This window comes from Candidatus Pelagibacter sp., from assembly GCF_965262185.1.
Lineage (GTDB): Bacteria > Pseudomonadota > Alphaproteobacteria > Pelagibacterales > Pelagibacteraceae > Pelagibacter.
The window spans coordinates 87,264-107,310 of the sequence record NZ_OZ253498.1; the positions used below are offsets into that span (position 1 = coordinate 87,264).

Sequence of the window (20,047 nt, forward strand, 5' to 3'; positions counted from 1 at the left end):
TATACGATACAAAAATTAAGGATATAATAGAAAATAAATTATATAGATAAACTCTTTTATTTTTAAAAAAATTTAGCATTAATTTTTTTTGCATAATTTTCCATATTATGGATTTTTTTCATTTTATTTAATTCATTACTCATTCTTAAAATTTTCTCTTTATTAAGTCTATTTAGAACAGACTTTAATGAGCTTTTACTTCCAAGTTTAAATATTAATGCATTTTTGTTGTGTAAAAATATCTCGGTTATTCCCTCTATTGATGATCCTATTATTGGTCTGTTATATTTTAAAGCCATTGAAGCAACTCCAGAACCAGTATTGGACATATAAGGCATAATTATTAAATTCGATTTAATTATCTCTTTTTCAAGTTTACTGTTTGAAACAAAATTAAATTCATACAAAATTTTTTTATTTGATTTACTAATAATATCCTCCCAATATTTTCTGTCTTTATACCAGATCTCACCTATTATTTTTAATTCAATATCTTTCCTTTTTAATGAATTAAATACATCTAAAAAAAAATCCAAACCTTTATATGGTCTAATAATACCAAAAAATAAAAGTTTAATATTTTTTTCTAAAATTAAATTATATTGAATGCTTGAATTATCGTATAAGGGATGGCTTAATCTTAAAATATTTGCTGAATTATGAAATTTTATAATTTTTTTTTTATCATTAGTAGTATGTACAATAAAGTTATCAAACCTTTTAAGAAAAAATCTTATCAATAATCGTTTAAAAAATTTTGAATCATGGTCATAGACATTATGACATAACAAAATAACTTTATTTTTATTGAACATAGTTATTAATAAAAAAAAAGGAATATGAAAGAATGTCCAATAAGTTAAAATTACTTTATTTGATTTTGAAACAAAATTAAAAATCTTAATAAGATCTTTTATGTTAATTAAATTAAAGTATTTATTTTTAAATTTATAAATATCTGTAAATTGTGAATTTCCAGGATAAAGAAATTCAGGGTAAAGTTTTCTCAATCCTATAAACCCTAATCTATTAATCTTATTAAATGATTTATGAAAATTTGTGGTATGTATAGCTATACCACCTCTAACTGGAGGTGAGGCAGGTCCTATTAATATAGTTTTACTCAAATTAAGATAAATTTCTTTTTCTTAGATCCTTAATCAAAAACCCAACTATGCCCAGTGCTATAAGTATAAATGCCAGAAGAATAGACATAGACCCCAGAATCAGGGATTGAATATTGCCACCTCCATCGTTAATGAAATAATTGATTAAAAAACGAATTATTGGGACGATGCCTAAGACAAAAGGTAGTAGAGAAACTGTAGCAAAAAACTCGAAAGGTTTATAAATTATAAAGCACTTTATAATGACTGTTAATTGTCTCGATATAAACTGAAACATACCTTTAAATAATCTTGATTTTCTGATGGGGGGATTAACTTCTATTGGTATTTCAGTTATCTGTAAATTTTTGTCTTGTGCTTGAAGAATAGTGTCCAGAGTATAACTAAATTTAGATGTCACAAAAAGTGTATTTATGGCCTCTTTGCTGTATATTCGAAATCCACTGACTGCATCAGTAATTTTTACCCCGGATATAAGCCTAACCACAGTTGAACCTATTTTTTGAAAACATTTCTTTAAAAATGAAAAATGCTTTATTTTATCATGATTTCTCGCACCAATGACAATATCTGACTTGGAATTAAGAATACTATGATATAAATCATTAATATACTTAGATTGGTATTGATTATCCGCATCAGTATTAATTAAATAATCATACCCCTTTTTTTTTGCGAAATCTAAACCTTCCTGAAAAGCATAACCAAGGCCCATATTTCTTTTAAAAGAAATCACATGATCAACCTTTAGCTCTTTTGCCACTTTAACAGTATTGTCAGTTGAACCATCATCAATAATTAATAACTCATAATCAAACGCGCTAACATTTGCACGAATATCATCAATAATTTGAGCTAATTGATCTTGCTCATTTAAACAAGGGATTTGTATTAATATTTTCAAATTAAATTATTGACAAAGATATAAGTTGAAAGAATAGTTTTTATTATAAATTGTTTTTGGTATACTGTTGTAATTTTCACCTAATCTAACATAATTATATTTGAGGTCTGTTAAATAATCGCAATTTAAATTATCAAAATTATTTTTTTTGGTAGCGACTAGGTAGGGAAAATCAGTTTTATTAGTTAAATCACTAAATTGATCAAGGTTTTTATATGAGATCGGCTTTAAGGAATAAAAACTTATTAGAGAAGAAATTGGATACTTATCTTTGGAATTAAATAAGATAGAATAGTTAATATATTGTTGAAAAATATCATCATTTAAAGCTAAGGATTTATCTAAATTTTTCATTTCAGATAGAAAAAAAAAATCTTTATGAAATATTTGATTAGAATTTATTTGTAGATAAACTGTCAAAAAAAAAATAACTAACGAAAATAACTTTAATAATTTTAACCTATAATGAAAGAAACAAACTCCAATAATTAAACAAGGTATAACTATCGGTATAAATCTTCTATATCCCCAATATAATTGAGGAGAATTTCTTATATCAAGAAATAAAACAGAGAATAAAGTTAAAAGTATGAAAATAAAAATTAAAAATAAATTTTTTTGAAATTTAAATTTAAATATACCTAATATTAATCCAAATATTCCCAAAACAATAATCAAATTTGGGAAAATTAAAGTTAAATTATCAAAAATAAATTCATTATTAGTATTGATTATTTTTCCATGCATCAATTTTTTTTCAAAAGAACTTGTAAATTCGTCTCTAAAAATTAAGAAATAAATGAAAAAAAAACCTATTAACAAAAATAATTTTTTAACTATTTTATTTTGAAAAAAATAATTATTTATAAAAATTTCTATTTTTTTATATTTTAATACAATTTGTATAAAAAAAATATTAAATATTACAAAAATAAGCGAGTAATTTAAAAAAGAGTTAAAAATATTTATATTTACTCGATTAAAATAAATTTGATAATAATTTGAAACAAACAATTGAAAAATAAAACTTGTACATGCCAAGAAAATAGCCAAATTTAAATTTTTAATAGAAATTAAAATGATCGATAAAAATATAATAAACCAACTATCTATCCTGATGAGATATGTAAAAAAAAATAATAAATTAAAAATTATAAAATAATAAAGATAATTATTTTTATTTTTTTTATCATTAAAAAATTCATATAAAAATAAAAATATATTAATTGTTGCTAAATAACCTATTGGTTCTGAGTAAGGTGATCTAAAAAACCAAGTGAATAACGGAGACAAAAATATAGATAGTGTTAAAAAAAAACTAACAATATTTGATTCAGATAATCTTAATATCAAAATGTATGTTGATATAGCTGAGGTAATTGAAATTAATGTTAATGAATAAAATGTGATATTTTTAAAAAAAATACCAAAAGAAGCCATTAAATAAGATGGTCCGGGGAAAAAATCTAATTGTAAATTGTTATTTATAAGTGATGTACCATTTAAAATTTTACCATAACCATTGTTAAATTCTTTAAAAGTTTCAAAAAATGCATCTGTAAAATTATATGTTATATGATCTAAACCAGTATTTACAAATAAATATGCTCTATATGTATAAATTGATGGATCTTGTCTTATCTCTATTATGGGAGAATAATTAATATAGATTATTAACAATATTATAATTAGGATTAAAAAATATAATTTATTTAATTTTAAATTAAAATTTATTTTATAAAAGTTATCGGTATATTTGATTGATGCTAATGAAAGTATAAATGATAGTATAACAACATAAATACTGAAATTGAAATTTAGATAAGAAAATATAAATCCTAAAACTGTTACTAAGGAAATAAAAAAAACAAAAAAATTATTTAAAGTTGAGATAGATTTAAACATCTTTATTAAATAAAAATCTCAGTCCTAAATTTCCACTATGATTTTCAAAGACGGTTTTAACTTCGGTTTTATTATATTTATTAATTATAAAAAAAATTTTATTTAAATCGTAAGTATACATGGACATGCTTTTATGAATTTTAGAATTTTTGTCTAAGCTGTAAAAATTAATAGTTTCCCCGCTAGTATTAAAAAAACCTTCTAATCTAATGTCATTTAACCAATGTTTACTTCTTAAAAAAATTATATGTAAATGTATCAAGCCTCTTGAATTTAAAATATTCAATAGATCATTAATAATTTTATAACCTTCTTCTTCTGGTATATGTTGAAAAACAATATAAGAATTAATAAAATCATATTTTTGCTCAAACAATTTTTTATAATTATTAAAAAAAATAAATTTACTTGAAGATGAATTTTTTTTACTATGTTCCTCACATAATTCTATGTAATGTTTTGAAATATCATAACCATAAATATTTTTAAAATATTTTTTTAAGGGGAAAGTTAATCTACCAGCTCCACAACCAAAATCTAAAGCAGTAATATTTTTGTCTAATTTATTTTTATTTAACAAATTATCAATGAATATTTCTCCACTTTTATAAAATTCATTAATTTTATCTTCATTTAAATTTTTTGTTTTAAAACTTTCATCTGCTAGGACACCAAAATAAGGATTTTCTTTTGCAATCAAATTCCAAAATTGTTTTGAATAATTATATTTTTTCATTATTTTTTAAATCACATACTTGTAGTGTATAAAATTTTGAATATTTCTTATTATTATAATTCCATATACTTACATTCTTATTGAATTTAATTAATTTCATATCTCTACAATTAAATATCTGTAAATTTGAAAATTTTAATAAATTATTTATTTTGTTTTTATTGAATTTATCAGAGGTAAATATTGCTTTTACATTAATTAAGTCTGTTGGTATTTTATCTAAAATTTTCTTATTGAGTAAAAATATATTCTTATGATCAATAAATGGAATATGTAACGAAGTTGAATCATAAGTTAATAATGTGTTGTTATTCAAAATTTTTAATTCTTTTTCATCTATTTTAAAAATTTCTTGCTTAGGATCATAACTAGAAAAATTGTTAATTTTATTTTTAAAATTAAAATTATTAAAAAGAATTAAATAAAGTATCAAAAATGTATAAGCATTTAGATGTTTAAAGTTAAATTTATTATTATTAATAAATATTAAAATATTAGAGATTATTAATAGTTCTAGAGTAAAAGCATATCTAAAATGAAAAAAAGATAATGACCAAAGAAAATAGGTAACTAAATTATAAATACTCAATTTAAAATTAAATTTATTATTATAGGTTAGAAAAGGCATGATATAGATTAATGAGAATATAAAGCTGGACTTAGAATATTTATTGAAAATGTTTGAAATTGGAAAAGTTATTTTATCAAATAAAGTGCTATTTAATGTTTCCAATCTTGCATGATACCAATTAAATTCTTTATAAAACTCTGATTTAAAAAAACCGTTAAAATATGGAAAAAAAGGATTATCATATTTTAAGTATAAGTTTATAGACCAAATTCCATGAATTATAAAAAAACCAATGATAATTCCTGAAATATAATATGTGATATTTTTGATTTTAAAATTTTTAAAAAAAATAAAAATTCCAAATAAATAAAAAATATTAGTTAATTTAAAACCTATAGAAAATCCTATTAACAATCCAGACACAAGGTATGCTGTAGATTTTTCTTCAAGGAACAAAATTATAGAACATAAAATTAAAATAGAAGTGTATATGTCCGAATGGGTTGAATTTAAATGAAACCAAAAATTATAATTAATTATTAAGATTATTAAAAAAAATAAGATAGTATTTAGATTTTTACTTAAACTTGAATGTGCTTTATTTACTGAAAATATAAAATAAATAAAAGTTGAATAAATAATACCCTGAATAAAACCAACAACAAATGTAAAGAACAAATGGTTGTTAAAAAATAATAACAAGTAAAATATTTTATATATGTATGGATTATTATAAGTTTGAATTTTACTTATAAATAAATCATATTCATTTATTATATTATTGAATGAAATATAACCACTAAAAATATGGTAATTTATCGTATCATAATGAAAACTAATTTTAGAAAATAAACTAATTAAAATTATGAATAATAAAACAAAAAAACTATAATTTATTCTTGTCAAAGTCTAATGATGCTAAAATGTATTTTTTTTATGTTCTCTAAAATAATTCCTGAAAAAAAAGCTAATAAAGATATTACAAAGAGTGAAACAGATACTATTAATGATGGTATTTTATAAACATAATTAAACATTAAATATTCCTTAAAAGGAAAATAAAAAAAATAAATTGATGTAGCAAAAAAAATAGCGCCTAAAATAGAAAAAAACTTAAATGGAAAATAGCTTATAAAATTTGTCAAAATACAAAACATTATTAACAAGCCATCTTTAATAGGATTCAGTTTAGATTTTGATTTGCCACTTCTTTCTTTAAAATTTATAGGAACTTCTTTAACATAAATTCTGTTCAATTTTAGAATACAATTAATTTCTGTCTCTAAAGAGAATCCCGATCTAAAGAAAAAAAATTTTTTAATTAAATCATACTTAAATATTCTTAAACCAGTGAATATATCTTTTAAATTATCAGAAAACATTAAATTATAAAATTTAGTGATGAAACTATTGCCATAGTAATGAAAATAATTATTTGATAATGATTTTAAGTAGTTTAAATTTGATATTCTATCCCCGTTTACAACATCATAATCTTTTAAATAAGTCATTAATTTTGATATTTCATCTACGTCATAAGTGTTATCACCATCAATCATGGCCACATAATCACACTTATTTAAATTTTTAATACCTTTTAAAATAGCATTTGTTTTACCTTTTATTTTTTGACTTATTAATCTAAAATTTTTATTTTTTTTAACATATTCATAGACCTTATTAAAAGAATTGTCTGATGAATTATTATCTATAATTAAGACTTCTTTATAAATGTTATTATTTTCTACTTTTTTTAGTAATTTAGGAACAGCATCAGCTTCATTGTAAATAGGTATTAGCAATGAAATAGAAATTTTATTTCTATTTTTAAATTTATTTTTTTTCATTTATTTTAAAAAAAAAATTTTTTTTAAATTTAGTATTCAAAGAAATTTTTCTAAATGATTTTTTTTGCATCATTTTATTTTTTAGTTCTTCATAAGAGGAAAAAGTATTATCGATATTTAAACATTTTAAAATTTCAACTTGTCCACCGAAATTAAATACAAAAGGAATACAGTTAAATGATATAGCTTCAACAATACTCATGCCAAAATGTTCTGCCATTTCTGGTTTATTATCTAAGTTTTCTTTAAAGCCTGTAAAATGCCAATATATTGATGCTTCTTGGTAATAATGTAATAACTTATCCCTAGATAAATTTTTGTGTAACTCAAAATTTAAATTATTATTTTCTAAAAATTTTTTTACTTTTTCATAATAATTTATTTCTATTTTATTATTAATATCAATGGAACCACATAGTATTAGTTTCCAATCATTGAATTTATGTGTTGCACAAATTTGTTTAAAAAAATACGACATTTCAAGTTGTTTTTTTGAATGTCCCAAAGGTGTCCATCTACCAACACTTAAAATAATTTTTTTCTTATGATTTTTTTTGATTTTATTATTTAAATTGAATTTAGGATAACTGATTTTGCTTTTAAATTTTTTTTTCCAATATGTTTTAGTCCATTTTAGAGTGTATTTTGAATTAGGAATAAAGGTATAGGAGTTTAAAAAATCAGTTGTAACATTTTTTTGAGGAAAACTAATAAGAAAGTAAGACTTTTTTGCATGACTGATTAAATTGGACAAATATGTTGAGTTGATAAAAACATCATATTCATTACTAATATTATCATTTTTAATGTTTAAAATTCTTTTTCTTAATTTTAAATTATTATGACCAAAATAATTCTTTAATTTGTCAATATCAAAATCTGTACTTGAGATTAAATCTATACAATTATTTGATAATTTAAGCTCATACAAAAAATCAAGTGCTCTTTTTTCCCCACCACCAAGTGTATTCCAATATTCATTATAAATAGCTACTCTTATGACATTAGGCTGTAATAAATTTTTTATCCCCTTTTTTGTAATAGTATTAATTTCTGATAAAAGTTTTTTTTTTACATTAGTTAAATCTTGAAATTTTATATTTGATAAAAAATCATTTAATTTACTTTCAATATTTTTCTCTTTAAATAAGAAAAAATCATATAATATTTTATTTCTTGCTACATAATATTGCCAGTGAAAAGAATTTTCTACTGAGGTTGCTGAATGTTTGTGATAAACAACAGCGTTGTTTTCATATGCAACTTTACCTTTTTTTACTAATCTATTTGATAATTCAGAATCTTCATAATAATTTTTAAATTCTGTAATAAATAGTTTATTGTAACCTATAGTGTATCGATTAATTAGTACTGCACACCCACAAACTAGTTCTGAAAATTCTTTATTTTTATATTGATTTAAATCTAATTCACCAAAACCAACATCGTATGGGTTTCTATAATTTGAAGACCCTGCATTATTTATTATATATTTGTTATTTTTATCAATTGTAAAATTTTTTTTAACTAAAATTTCAAAATTATTCTTAATTTCATAATTATAAAATTTTTTATCATTGATTTTAATATAATTTATAAGTTTTTTATCAGTAATATTTGCTGATTTAAGTTTTAAATAAATATTTTCATCTTCCGGTAACCAAAGTGTTAATTCTTTTTTATCTGTTTTAATAATATCTTTTTTAATAGAATGATAAGATTTTATAAAATATTTTTTATATTCAAGATTATCTATCAAATGTTTAAAATTTAAATCTACATTTTTACCTATGTGTAATGATAATTTAAAAAATTTTTTAAAAAATAATATTTTTGGTGTTACAGAAACAATATCTTTGTCTTGATTATATTTATTAATGAGTCTCTCTAAAAAATTACTATCTAATATTGTATCATTATTTAAGAGTAAAATTAAGTCACCTATTGATTTTTCAAAACCAATATTATTAGCCTCTGCAAAATACAAATTTTTTTTATTTACTATTATTGTTACGTTAGGATATTTTTTTCTTACAAAATTAACTGAATTGTCATAAGAATTGTTATCAACAAATATGATTTCAAATTTATTATATGTTTGATTGTATAAAGATTTAAAAAGACTATCTAAATGATTTAACCCATTATAATTAACTATAATAATTGAAACATAGTGATCATAAATTTTTTTTTTATAATTTATATTTTTTATTTTTCTTTTAAAAGGATGTAATGCTAGGTGAAATTCACCTCTTAAAAGTCTTCCAAGCCATCTTAAAGGTTTTGTAATTTTGAATGAATTACTTTTTTTTATGTTTTCATACTTTGTAAAATTTTGATGATTTAGATTTTTTAAGATATCAATTTCTTGGTCTTTAGTGGTTAAGGTTTGGTTAAGGGATTGAATAGTGTTTTGTTGTTGTTCGGTTTCTTCAGTTCGTTGGGTAAGAGTACTATTTAAATTATGAATTTCTTGGTCTTTAGTGGTTAAGGTTTGGTTAAGGGATTGAATAGTGTTTTGTTGTTGTTCGGTTTCTTCAGTTCGTTGGGTAAGAGTACTATTTAAATTATGAATTTCTTGGTCTTTAGTGGTTAAGGTTTGGTTAAGGGATTGAATAGTGTTTTGTTGTTGTTCGGTTTCTTCAGTTCGTTGGGTAAGAGTACTATTTAAATTATGAATTTCTTGGTCTTTAGTGGTTAAGGTTTGGTTAAGGGATTGAATAGTGTTTTGTTGTTGTTCTAAGTTGATGAAAGTTTGGCTAATAATAGAAAAGTTTGAATTAAAAAGTTTTAATTGATTATATTTATCTAAATAAAATTTAGATATCTCTTTATCGAACAGCTTTTCTTTAAAATTTATCTTGGATCTATATAACTTTTTATCTACAAAGTTTTCTATTTCTTCTTTTGTTGGCTTGTAAATATTCTTAATTTTCTTTTTTTTTAAAGAATTAAATAATTTAATAGTTTCTTTATAAGGATTATCTATAAAATTATCGTAAAAACATAATATAGTATTCTTTATATTAATTTGTTTTACTAATCGATCTGTATAAAAGTCCCATAAAGCTAACCCCGATGTATATTTAATATTATTTCTTTTATTGAGTGATATTGATACTTCCAGAGGATTTCTTAGTACTAAAATATTTAAATTATTTTCAAGTATATTTTCCCAGCAATTATAAGTTAAAGAGAGTCTAGGATCTTTAATAAACCATGGTCGATGAGGTTCTAATTTATAAATTATATTTTTAAGTTGATTAAGATATTTGGATTTATCTATTTCTACATTTTTTAATCGATATGGATTATCCCAACTTGATTTATAGTCATTAAGTATTTTGTTATTCAAATCCATAACATCTTTTCTCTCCCAAAATCCCTTTGGATTATCTTCTCCAGGAAGAACTGTTTGATCTTCAGAGCTATAATAACAACCCATCAAATTTAGAATACGTGATACCATCGATGTTCCAGATCGATGCATACCTAATACCAAAATCTGTTTAGACATTTTAAATTAAAATTTTAATTGGCCTATATTTAATTCTCTTTTTTGCTGATAGATTTTGAGAAGAGTAGAACAGTCATCAAGATCATTAATTTGACCCAAGTCATACCAATAATCAGTAGATTTAAGATTGTAGTTAAAGCATTGTTTTTTTTTTAGATAAATTTTATTTACATCTGTAATTTCGTATTCACCTCGTCTTGAAGGTTTTAATTGATTTAAATGTTTAGTTAGATTTTCATCAAATAAGTAAAGGCCTGTAGCGATCAAATTAGATGTTGGTTTTTTTGGTTTTTCTACAATTGATGTAATTTTATTATTCTTTAAGTTAACTACTCCATAATGCTGAGGTTTTCTTACTTTAGTACAGACTATCGTACAGCCTTGGTTGTTAATAATTGATGTTAGGTTTTCGAAATTAGATATAAATAAATTGTCACCTAATATGACAGTTGTTTTTTTATTTTTAATTTGTTTTTTAAGTAAAAAAAAGCAATGAGCTATACCTTTTGGTTTATTTTGAACTTTGTAATAAAGTTTAATGCCGTATTTTTTTCCATTACCAAGTAGTTTTTTAAATAAAGGAATGCTTTCTTTGGTAGAGATTAGATAAATAACTTTGTGACCAAGCCTAATTAATGTTGATAAGGGATAATAGATCATGGGTTTATCATGAACAGGGAGTAAGTGTTTATTAACCACTTTAGTTAAAGGATAAAGCCTAGTACCCTTTCCTCCTGCCATGATGATCCCTATTCTATCTTTCATCTAAATAATCTTTTAGAACTTGTCTCCAACTTGGTAATGAAATTTGTAATAATTGTTCTAATTTTGAGCTATTGAGCTTTACTAATCTTGGTCTTTTAGCGTTTTGTTGGATTAGATCCGTTTCAATATTTTTTATAGATGTTTTAATATTTTTTAATCTTAAATATTCTTTTGCAAAATCAAACCAAGAACATTTTTCTTTTGGGCTTAGATTGTAAATTTTAATAGGTTTTATATTTTTTAATTCTATGAGTTGTCTTGTTATTTTTGCAATAAAAATAGATGAGGTTGGAGTTCCAACTTGATCCTCAACTACTCTTAAAGGATTTTTTTTATCAATTTGTTTTTGTATTTTGTTTAAAAAACTATGGTCTTTATTCCCATACACGAAAGATACCCTTAAAATATAACCATTTATTTTTTGTCTTAGAATAGATAAGTCCCCTAATAATTTAGTTTTACCGTAAATATTTAAAGGATTAGGTATTGATTGTTCAAAATAATCAGAAGTTTTAGTTCCATCAAAAACATAATCCGTTGAGTAATGAATTAGAGCACAATTCATTTTTTTTAAAATTTTTGATAATTCATTTGGATAGGTTGCATTAAGCAATTTTGCTTTATCCGTATCTACTTCTGCTTGATCAACTTTGGTGTATGCAACAGCATTAATGACATAATCATAGGATTTATTGATAAAATAATTTTTAACTGCTTCTAAATTTGTGCAATCTAGTTGTTCTTTATTTACATGCTCTACATTGTGGTTTTTGAGTTCTTTTATTAAAGAAGAGCCTATTTGGCCGTTTGCACCTATAACTAATATCTTCAAAAATCTTATAAATAAGCAGCTTTTTTGCTTTGGTTTTGATTTAAATAATAATCAATTGTTTTATCTAATGCTTCTACAAATGAGGTTTCAGATTGCCAATTTAAATGTTTTTTAATTTTATCTGAATTCATGGCATATCTAAAATCATGTCCTGGTCTATCTGTTACATAAGTGATAAGATTTTTAGAACTTTGATTTAGTTCTAATTTTTGATCCATAAGGCCGCAAATTAAATTTGTTAGATCAATGTTTTTATATTCCTTACCACTACCAATATTATAACTTTCTCCTATTTTTGAATGTTTTAGAACTTTTAAAATAGCTTTCCCAAAATCTCCTGCATATATCCACTCTCTAATTTGCTCTCCTTTCCCATAAATTGGAATAGGTTTTTGATTAATGATATTATTGATTACTTTTGGAATTAATTTTTCTTCATGTTGAAAGGGACCAAAATTATTACAACAATTTAAAATAATTGCAGGAAAATCGTAGGTTGAAATAAAAGATCGAACTAAATGATCAGCTGCTGCTTTTGATGCTGAATAAGGGTTTCTTGGATTATATTTCGTTTGCTCTGTAAAGGGAGAGTCTTTTTCATTTAAATGACCAAAAACTTCATCGGTTGAAATATGCACAAATACAAAATCTTTACTTAATTTGTTTTGACTAATTTGGTCTTTACAAATCTGAATAAGATTATGAGTTCCTAGTATATTTGTTTTAATGAACTGATCACTTTGTTTTATAGAATTATCAACATGAGTTTCAGCTGCAAAATGAACAACAGCATCAATATTGTAATGATTGAATATCTCTTTGATACCTAATTCATTGCAGATATTTCTTTTAAAAAATTTATAATTTTTCTTATTTTGAATATAATAAATCTTATCTTTTGAGGCATAAGTTAAATTATCAACATTTATAATATGATAATCTGTATTTGATAATATTAAATTACAAAAATTCCATCCAATAAAACCTGAGCCACCAGTTACAAGAATTGTTTTAATATCTCTCATTTAAAAAGGAAAAGTTTTTATCTTTTTTATTTAAAATAAATTTATTGATATTTATTTTGTTAAACTTTAATTTTGGATCCTTGATATTGATCCCTTGTTCATGTTTAGGTGAATAATATTCATCAACTTTATAAAGAACTTTGGTATTTGGTTTTAAAGTTAAATAACCATGCGCTATTCCTTTTGGAATATAGATTTGCTTTTGATCTTTTTCAGATAATTTAATAGTGATCATCTTTAGATAAGTTTTTGATCTTGGTCTTAAATCTAAAATAAAATCTAATATTTCACCTTGATCTACCCTTATTAGTTTTGATTGAGCGAAAGGTTTTATTTGGTAATGCAAACCTCTAAAGGTGTATTTTTTTTTATTAAATGAAACATTGTCTTGAAGGGTTGTCTTTATATTTAATTTCTTAAATTTTTTAAGGTTGTAACTTTCTGTAAAATATCCCCTATTATCTTTAAATAATTTAGTTTGAATGATTAAAACTCCTTTAATCTTGGTTTTTATAATTTTCAAATCTTAGGCTCTTTTAAGAAGAAATGATAATTTTAACATCCAATTACCCAGTGTTGTTTGCCTGTATATGCCAACTCTATTTATGTAAGATGGATTAAAATTAATAAATGTAGATTTTTTTCTTAAATATTGAAATTTATAAAAAACTTTTAGATTTTCTTGTGTTGCAAAATCTAAATATTCCATAAGATTTTTTTCATTTAAATTATTCCAATACTTAAATCTTCCAAGTAAACCCATTATTATTCGTCTTAATTGATTAAAAAGACCTAGGTTAGAACCATTAAAATTGTTTTCATGTTGACGGTACATAACTTTAGGAAATGGATCATAAAATACTTTATGTCCTGAAAAGGTGGTTAGAATATAAGTCCACCAATCATGCATCGGAACTGTAAAGTTAAATGAAGGTTTTAACATTTCAAATAATTTGTGGTTAAAGACCATCGTATTAGCCCCTGCTATCGATTGAACAATTGCATTTTTAAAACAAGGTGCAAATTCAAATAAAGGAGAATGACCAATGGAAGTTAGATTTTTATCGACATTTTCGGTACGTCCACAATATAAGTCATGTCCTTCATTAATTTTGTTTATCGCAGTGATTAATTTATCTTGATACCAAACATCATCTTGATCTGAAAAAGCATAAAAATCATAAGTGTGTGTAATTTTAGGAAGAATACTTAAAAAATTTTTAGCAGGATGTTTAAATTTTACATTAAAGATTGCTTTAAAATTATCTGGATATTTATTTTTGTAATCTTGAATGATGTTTAACGTGTTATCTGTTGATCCATCATCAGAAATATAAAAATGAACATTAACTTCACTTTGATTTAAAATACTATCAATTTGGTGCGATATAAATTTTTCACCATTGTAAGTCGCCATTAAAATTGCAACAGTTGGTTTGTTGTTTATCATTTAAACATAGCTCCGCACTCAGGCTGTAGTGGTTTTTTACAGTCTTTCATCAATTTCATTATTAGTTATTAGATAAAGTCAATTCCAACTGTGGATTGGTCTTTATTAATTACAATTGGATGCTTGTAGTTATCTAATAATATTTTTATTTCTTTGTCGTTTTGCTCTAAGACTTCAAAGAATATGTTTTTAAAAGGACCTGAGGTAAATTGGCCTTTGTTTTTTAAAAATTTTAAAAAAAACTCTTTTCCTAAATACCCTTTTGGATCTTCTTCACTTTTACAAAATTGAATAAAGTCATTAATCGGTTTTTGGTGGTATAGGCTATCTTCTAATATTTGATTAATACCTTTGGTGTATTTAATCTTTTTTAGAATTTCCTTATTTTCCTTAATTTCTATAAAAAAATAATTAAGTAAAATGTTCTTTATTTTTTTATTAATTTTTGTGACAGGTCGGTAATATTGAACTATACTAATTTTAGCTAATTCGCTAATTGCAAGATTGAATTCATTAGGTTTATTTTTAGCAATTAGCCACATAAACCTTATTTTTAGAACTTCTTTGATACTTAAAAATATTAAATAATCCTATTTAAAATTAATATTAAATTTCAATATTAATATTAACTTTAATTTAACTTTAATAACTGTTAATTTTTTCAAGTGTCTTTTAAATATGAATTATTAGAAATAATAAATTCGAGAGATAAAGATCTAAAAAAAATATCAGTTGATAAAACAACTTTAGAAATTGTGCTTTTATTTTACAAATATGAATTAGAAAAAAAAGATATTATTGCTGATAAATTTTTAGATGAAAATAAAATCGATGCATCTCGCTCTAAGAAAATTACAATCATCCAAAATTTAGAAAAAAACAATATCATAGAGAGAAAAATAAATATCAAAGATAAAAGAACTAAAAAAATTAGTATAAAAAAAGAAATTAAAGATAAGCTTAAAAAATATTTAGAAAACTAATTATGGCAAAGAAAAACATTAATGATTTGATAAATTTTGTACACAATATTGATCAAAAGCTGTTTAAAGATGTTAAAGATTTGTCAACTATGGATCAAAAAATTTTAAATAAATTTATTTCATTAAAAGAAAATTTAGAAAATTTAGAAAATTTAGAAAATTTAGAAAATTTAGAAAATTTAGAAAATTTAGAAAATTTTAAAACAATTATTTATACTATTGCACGTGAAACAAATAAAAAAAATAGTGAAATTATAGAAAAATTAAATTATTTTAGAAAACTAAACATAATTTAATTATGAGTATAATTAGATTATTAAGTATCACTGTAATAGTTTTTATTTCATATGTTTTAATTCATCTTGTACAATTACAGATTTATTCAGGTAATTTTTTAACCAGTGAATTTAATACTATAGCTTATTCAATTTATATTCCTCATGGGTGGAGACTATTAGCTTTTTTAATTTATGGTTATTGGGCTGTTCCAGGGCTATTTTTTGCTCATTTGTATACGGGTTTCATTAGTGAAGGATTTGTAAGTTTTGATTTAACTTTTATATCTATAACATTAATTTCAACACTGTGTGTTCCTTTAGGAGCATTAATAATAAAAAATATCTTTAAAAATTTAGATAATTCGTTTAAACCAACTTATATAATTTCATTAACATTAATCTCAGCTTTTATTAATGCTAGTTTAGCAAATATTCTAAGATTATTAACAAGACCAAATTATGAAATAGAGAGATTTTTACCTGAGTTTTTAGGTTATGTGACTGGAGATACTTTGGGAGTTGTTTTGATTGTGTTCGGTTATATTGGAATTAAACGTTTGTTTTTTTTATCTGTTTCAAAATAATTTATTAAATTTTTATATTATTTAATTATCTAGGATTTTATAGGATAATTGATAAGTTTTTTTAATAATTTTTTTTAGAAACTTTTTTGAACAACTAAGTTTATAAGATCTTGTAATACTCGTAGATATATACGAACCTAAATACAAAATTGTAACCTCACCCTCTTTTAAAAGTTTCTTTTTTCTAAAAGCATGCTTTAGGATCCCTTTTAATAAATTTTGATAATGGCTAACTAAAATACAATGATGAATTTATTGGATTTTTGTTATACCTATTTTCATATGGGGGCTATTTGGGGGCTATGCTGTTTTTTATTGAACAATAAATTACTTTTGATATGTTAAATTATTGTTGATTAACAATGATATTTTGGTTTTGAGATGTGTTAAAATAAATAATCTCCCAAACCAGATGCGCTACCAGGCTGCGCTACACTCCGATCGAAGTACTAATACAGTAGTTATTGATAATTTCAATGTATAAAGAAGCCTAAATTAAAAGAAATTTAAGTAAAATCTGTTATATAACGAAGTATGATAATTACTTGTCCAAATTGCAATAAACAATTCAGAATTGATAATTCTTTAATTCCTAATGACGGAAGAGATTTGCAGTGTGGTTCATGCAATCATATTTGGTTTTATAAAATTGAAGAAGAAAATGAAGAAGTTTTAAAGTTAAATAATGAAATCGAAAGTAAAGATAATGAAGTCAAAGTTGAAAAGAAAGAGGAAATAATAGAGGAGAAAAAAAAAGAGTTTGTTAAAGTTAATAATAAAATAAATAATGAAAAAGAAAATATTTTAGAAAAGCAAAAAAGTAACAATTTATCTAAAAATTTAGGAAATAATGGAATAAAGTTTTTTTCTTATTTAATTGTATTTATTATATCTTTTGTTGCTTTAATTATTCTGCTAGACACTATTAAAACCCCACTTATTAATGTGTTTCCTGGATTAGAAATTATATTATTTAACCTTTTTGAAACATTGCAAGATATTAAACTATTTATTATAGACCTAATTTAATATTTTATGATTAACTATATATCTAAACCTTTTATATGGTTCTTTAAATTAGAAGCTGCAAGTGGACTTGTTCTGCTATTCGCTGCAATCATTGCATTATTTATAAGCAATTCTGGATTAGCAGATTTATATTTTGCTACACTAAATAAATATCTGTTTATTGGTTTTAATAATTTTGGATTAAAATTATCAGTATTACATTGGATCAACGATGCCTTGATGGCAATATTCTTCTTCTTTGTTACCTTAGAAATTAAAAGAGAATTTTTACAAGGTGAACTTTCCAATGTTAAAAAAGCTTTATTACCAATTATAGCAGCTGTAGGAGGTATGTTAGTTCCTGCATTATTTTATGTTTTTATTAATTTAGGTGATAGTGAAACTTTAAATGGATGGGCAATTCCATCTGCTACAGATATAGCTTTTTCTTTAGGAGTTTTATCATTGCTTGGAAAAAGAGTACCTCTATCATTAAAAGTATTTTTAACAGCTTTAGCTATTATTGATGATTTAGGAGCAATAGTAATTATTGCCCTATTCTACTCTGGAGATTTGAGCATTAAGTATTTAACCTTAATGCTTTTAGCTTTTATTGTTTTGTTGTTAATAAATAAATTTAAAATTAAAAAATTCTTACCTTATTTAGTAGTTGGACTTTTTCTTTGGGATTTTACTCACAACTCAGGTATCCATGCTACAATTGCTGGTGTTTTATTGGCTATGACAATCCCTCATAGAAAAAAAGACAAAGATTTTTCACTATTGATAAAAATAGAACATACAATTAGTCCATATGTTGCTTTTGGAATAATGCCTCTGTTCGCATTTGCAAATGCAGGTGTTTCTCTTGAAGGTTTATCTTTCACTTCATTATTGGATAAGGTTCCACTAGGTATTGTACTTGGTCTATTTTTGGGTAAACAACTTGGTGTATTTATATTCTCTTATGTATCAATAAAATTAAAAGTAGCCCAAATGCCAAATGATACAAGCTGGTATAATTTTTATGGAGTTGGAGTTCTTACTGGTATTGGTTTCACAATGAGTTTATTTGTAGGGAATTTAGCTTTTGTTGATAATATGCAATATATGGATGGTGTAAAAATAGGTGTTTTGACTGGCTCATTACTATCTACTTTATTTGGTTATTTTTTAATATTACTTACACCAAATAAACCAAAAAAATGAAAAAAATAATATTTCTAATTTCTATATTTATGTTTTTATTTAAAACCGCAGCAACAGCAAACTATGAAAAAAAGTTTTATGATTTCACTATTCAAAGCATAGCTGGTGAAACAATAAATCTAAATGACTATAAAGGTAAAGTTATTCTGGTTGTTAATACAGCAAGTTTTTGTGGTTTTACCAAACAATATGACGAATTACAGGAATTATGGGAGTTATATAAAGAAAAAGGTTTAATTGTTCTTGGAGTACCTTCAAATTCCTTTAACCAAGAAAAAAAAAACGATGCAGATGTGAAAGAATTCTGTGAAGTAAATTTTAATATCAATTTTCCACTAACAACTATCACAGAAGTTAAAGGAGAAAATGCTCATGAACTTTTCAAGTGGGCAAAAGAAAATCACGGTAAATCTGCAGTTCCAAAATGGAATTTTCATAAAATTTTAATTAACAGAGAAGGAAAAGTAGAGGATACTTTTGCATCTTTTACTAAACCAATGTCAAAAAAGTTGATTAAATCGATTGAAAATATTTTATAGTTCTAAAGTTAAACCATCATGAGCAGGTATAACATTTTTAGGCAATAACTTTTTAAGAACCTTATAATCTAACACTGGTGATAAATTTGTAAGAATAGCTTTTTTGGGCTTGAATATTTTGATGATATTAAGTGAATTTTCCAAGTTGAAATGTGATGGATGAAAATTGTACCATAAACAATCAATTATTAAATATTTCAAGTTTTTAAAATATTTAAAATCCTTTTCAAAAATTTTGCTTACATCGCTTATGTAAGCTAATTTTTTATCAATAATAAAACAATTCGAATTTACTTTCCCATGCTCAACCGTAATAGATTGAATGTTAATTTTTTTATTATTATTTTTTATGTAAATATTTGTTGGTAATTTATTTAAATTTAATGTTGCCGGGTATTCTTTCGAGTAACTTTTAAAAATATAAGAAAATGAATTTTTAAGATATTTTGAAGTGTCATTATCTGCATAAACTTTAACTTGTTTCCTGCTATTTATATAAAAAGATCTTAAATCATTTATTCCATGAGTTTGATCTCCATGCATATGGGAATAAAGAACTTTATTAATTTTTTTAATTTTGTGTCTTAAAAGTTGCTGTCTTAAATCAGGAGAAGTATCTATTAGTATATTCTCATCAGTAGTTTTTAATAATGCTGAGCATCTTGTTCTGTAATTTTTTTTATTTTTTGGGTCGCAATTTCCAAAAAAACCATCTGGTCTTGGTACACCCATTGAGCTTCCACAGCCTAAAATAATAAATTTCATAT

At 23.3% G+C, this 20,047-nt stretch carries 20 protein-coding genes; 6 read left to right on the forward strand and 14 right to left on the reverse strand.

What is annotated here, in order from left to right; all coding sequences use genetic code 11:
* Positions 1–62 precede the first annotated feature (62 nt).
* The 13 genes from ACQY31_RS00555 to ACQY31_RS00615 all read right to left on the reverse strand — a co-directional run bounded on the left by ACQY31_RS00555 (position 63) and on the right by ACQY31_RS00615 (position 15,221).
* Positions 63–1,127: a glycosyltransferase gene (locus tag ACQY31_RS00555; protein ID WP_428080090.1), complete on the reverse strand. Its 1,065-nt coding sequence runs from the start codon at positions 1,125–1,127 to the stop codon at positions 63–65.
* A gap of 1 nt (position 1,128) precedes the next feature.
* Complete coding sequence (locus tag ACQY31_RS00560) at positions 1,129–2,031, reverse strand: glycosyltransferase family 2 protein (protein WP_428080091.1); 903 nt, start codon at positions 2,029–2,031, stop codon at positions 1,129–1,131.
* A gap of 6 nt (positions 2,032–2,037) precedes the next feature.
* Entirely contained in the window at positions 2,038–3,936 is a 1,899-nt protein-coding gene (locus tag ACQY31_RS00565) for a hypothetical protein (protein WP_428080092.1), read from the reverse strand.
* Positions 3,929–4,672 carry a class I SAM-dependent methyltransferase gene (locus tag ACQY31_RS00570; RefSeq protein WP_428080093.1) on the reverse strand — a complete coding sequence of 248 codons (744 nt, stop codon included), beginning with the start codon at positions 4,670–4,672 and terminating at the stop codon, positions 3,929–3,931. Before ACQY31_RS00570 ends, ACQY31_RS00565 begins: the two co-directional genes overlap by 8 nt.
* The gene (locus ACQY31_RS00575; RefSeq protein WP_428080094.1) at positions 4,659–5,921 is read right to left on the reverse strand and encodes a hypothetical protein; all 1,263 of its coding nucleotides are present in this window, start codon (positions 5,919–5,921) and stop codon (positions 4,659–4,661) included. Before ACQY31_RS00575 ends, ACQY31_RS00570 begins: the two co-directional genes overlap by 14 nt.
* 224 nt (positions 5,922–6,145) lie before the next feature.
* The gene (locus ACQY31_RS00580) at positions 6,146–7,090 is read right to left on the reverse strand and encodes a glycosyltransferase family 2 protein (RefSeq protein ID WP_428080095.1); all 945 of its coding nucleotides are present in this window, start codon (positions 7,088–7,090) and stop codon (positions 6,146–6,148) included.
* Positions 7,077–10,607 carry a glycosyltransferase gene (locus tag ACQY31_RS00585; RefSeq protein ID WP_428080096.1) on the reverse strand — a complete coding sequence of 1,177 codons (3,531 nt, stop codon included), beginning with the start codon at positions 10,605–10,607 and terminating at the stop codon, positions 7,077–7,079. Before ACQY31_RS00585 ends, ACQY31_RS00580 begins: the two co-directional genes overlap by 14 nt.
* A gap of 6 nt (positions 10,608–10,613) precedes the next feature.
* Positions 10,614–11,372, reverse strand: a complete 759-nt coding sequence (locus ACQY31_RS00590; RefSeq protein ID WP_428080097.1) for a sugar nucleotidyltransferase — start codon at positions 11,370–11,372, stop codon at positions 10,614–10,616.
* Positions 11,362–12,204, reverse strand: a complete 843-nt coding sequence (gene rfbD, locus ACQY31_RS00595; RefSeq protein WP_428080098.1) for a dTDP-4-dehydrorhamnose reductase — start codon at positions 12,202–12,204, stop codon at positions 11,362–11,364. The genes ACQY31_RS00590 and rfbD overlap by 11 nt, the downstream gene beginning before the upstream one ends.
* A 5-nt stretch (positions 12,205–12,209) precedes the next feature.
* Complete coding sequence (gene rfbB / locus ACQY31_RS00600) at positions 12,210–13,229, reverse strand: dTDP-glucose 4,6-dehydratase (protein WP_428080099.1); 1,020 nt, start codon at positions 13,227–13,229, stop codon at positions 12,210–12,212.
* Positions 13,216–13,752, reverse strand: a complete 537-nt coding sequence (gene rfbC, locus ACQY31_RS00605) for a dTDP-4-dehydrorhamnose 3,5-epimerase (protein ID WP_428080100.1) — start codon at positions 13,750–13,752, stop codon at positions 13,216–13,218. Before rfbC ends, rfbB begins: the two co-directional genes overlap by 14 nt.
* A gap of 3 nt (positions 13,753–13,755) precedes the next feature.
* Positions 13,756–14,679, reverse strand: coding sequence for a glycosyltransferase family 2 protein (locus ACQY31_RS00610; protein ID WP_428080101.1), 924 nt, complete (start codon positions 14,677–14,679; stop codon positions 13,756–13,758).
* A 68-nt stretch (positions 14,680–14,747) separates the two neighbouring features.
* Entirely contained in the window at positions 14,748–15,221 is a 474-nt protein-coding gene (locus ACQY31_RS00615) for a hypothetical protein (RefSeq protein ID WP_428080102.1), read from the reverse strand.
* Positions 15,222–15,344: 123 nt separating this feature from the next.
* On the opposite strand from ACQY31_RS00615, the gene ACQY31_RS00620 reads away from it, so the two are divergent.
* From ACQY31_RS00620 to ACQY31_RS00645, 6 genes are all read left to right on the forward strand, one after another.
* Positions 15,345–15,662, forward strand: coding sequence for a hypothetical protein (locus ACQY31_RS00620; RefSeq protein ID WP_428080103.1), 318 nt, complete (start codon positions 15,345–15,347; stop codon positions 15,660–15,662).
* 2 nt (positions 15,663–15,664) lie between these two features.
* Positions 15,665–15,958 carry a hypothetical protein gene (locus ACQY31_RS00625; protein ID WP_428080104.1) on the forward strand — a complete coding sequence of 98 codons (294 nt, stop codon included), beginning with the start codon at positions 15,665–15,667 and terminating at the stop codon, positions 15,956–15,958.
* Between the two features lie 2 nt (positions 15,959–15,960).
* Positions 15,961–16,524 (forward strand): hypothetical protein, encoded by a 564-nt coding sequence (locus ACQY31_RS00630; protein ID WP_428080105.1) that lies wholly within the window; start codon positions 15,961–15,963, stop codon positions 16,522–16,524.
* Between the two features lie 534 nt (positions 16,525–17,058).
* Entirely contained in the window at positions 17,059–17,553 is a 495-nt protein-coding gene (locus tag ACQY31_RS00635; protein ID WP_428080106.1) for a zinc-ribbon domain-containing protein, read from the forward strand.
* A 6-nt stretch (positions 17,554–17,559) separates the two neighbouring features.
* On the forward strand, positions 17,560–18,741 hold the full coding sequence (nhaA, locus tag ACQY31_RS00640) for a Na+/H+ antiporter NhaA (protein WP_428080107.1): 1,182 nt from the start codon (positions 17,560–17,562) through the stop codon (positions 18,739–18,741).
* Positions 18,738–19,280: a glutathione peroxidase gene (locus ACQY31_RS00645; RefSeq protein ID WP_428080108.1), complete on the forward strand. Its 543-nt coding sequence runs from the start codon at positions 18,738–18,740 to the stop codon at positions 19,278–19,280. The genes nhaA and ACQY31_RS00645 overlap by 4 nt, the downstream gene beginning before the upstream one ends.
* Here the strand turns inward: ACQY31_RS00645 and ACQY31_RS00650 are convergent.
* Positions 19,275–20,045, reverse strand: coding sequence for an MBL fold metallo-hydrolase (locus ACQY31_RS00650; protein ID WP_428080109.1), 771 nt, complete (start codon positions 20,043–20,045; stop codon positions 19,275–19,277). The genes ACQY31_RS00645 and ACQY31_RS00650 overlap by 6 nt on opposite strands.
* Between the last annotated feature and the right edge of the window lie 2 nt (positions 20,046–20,047).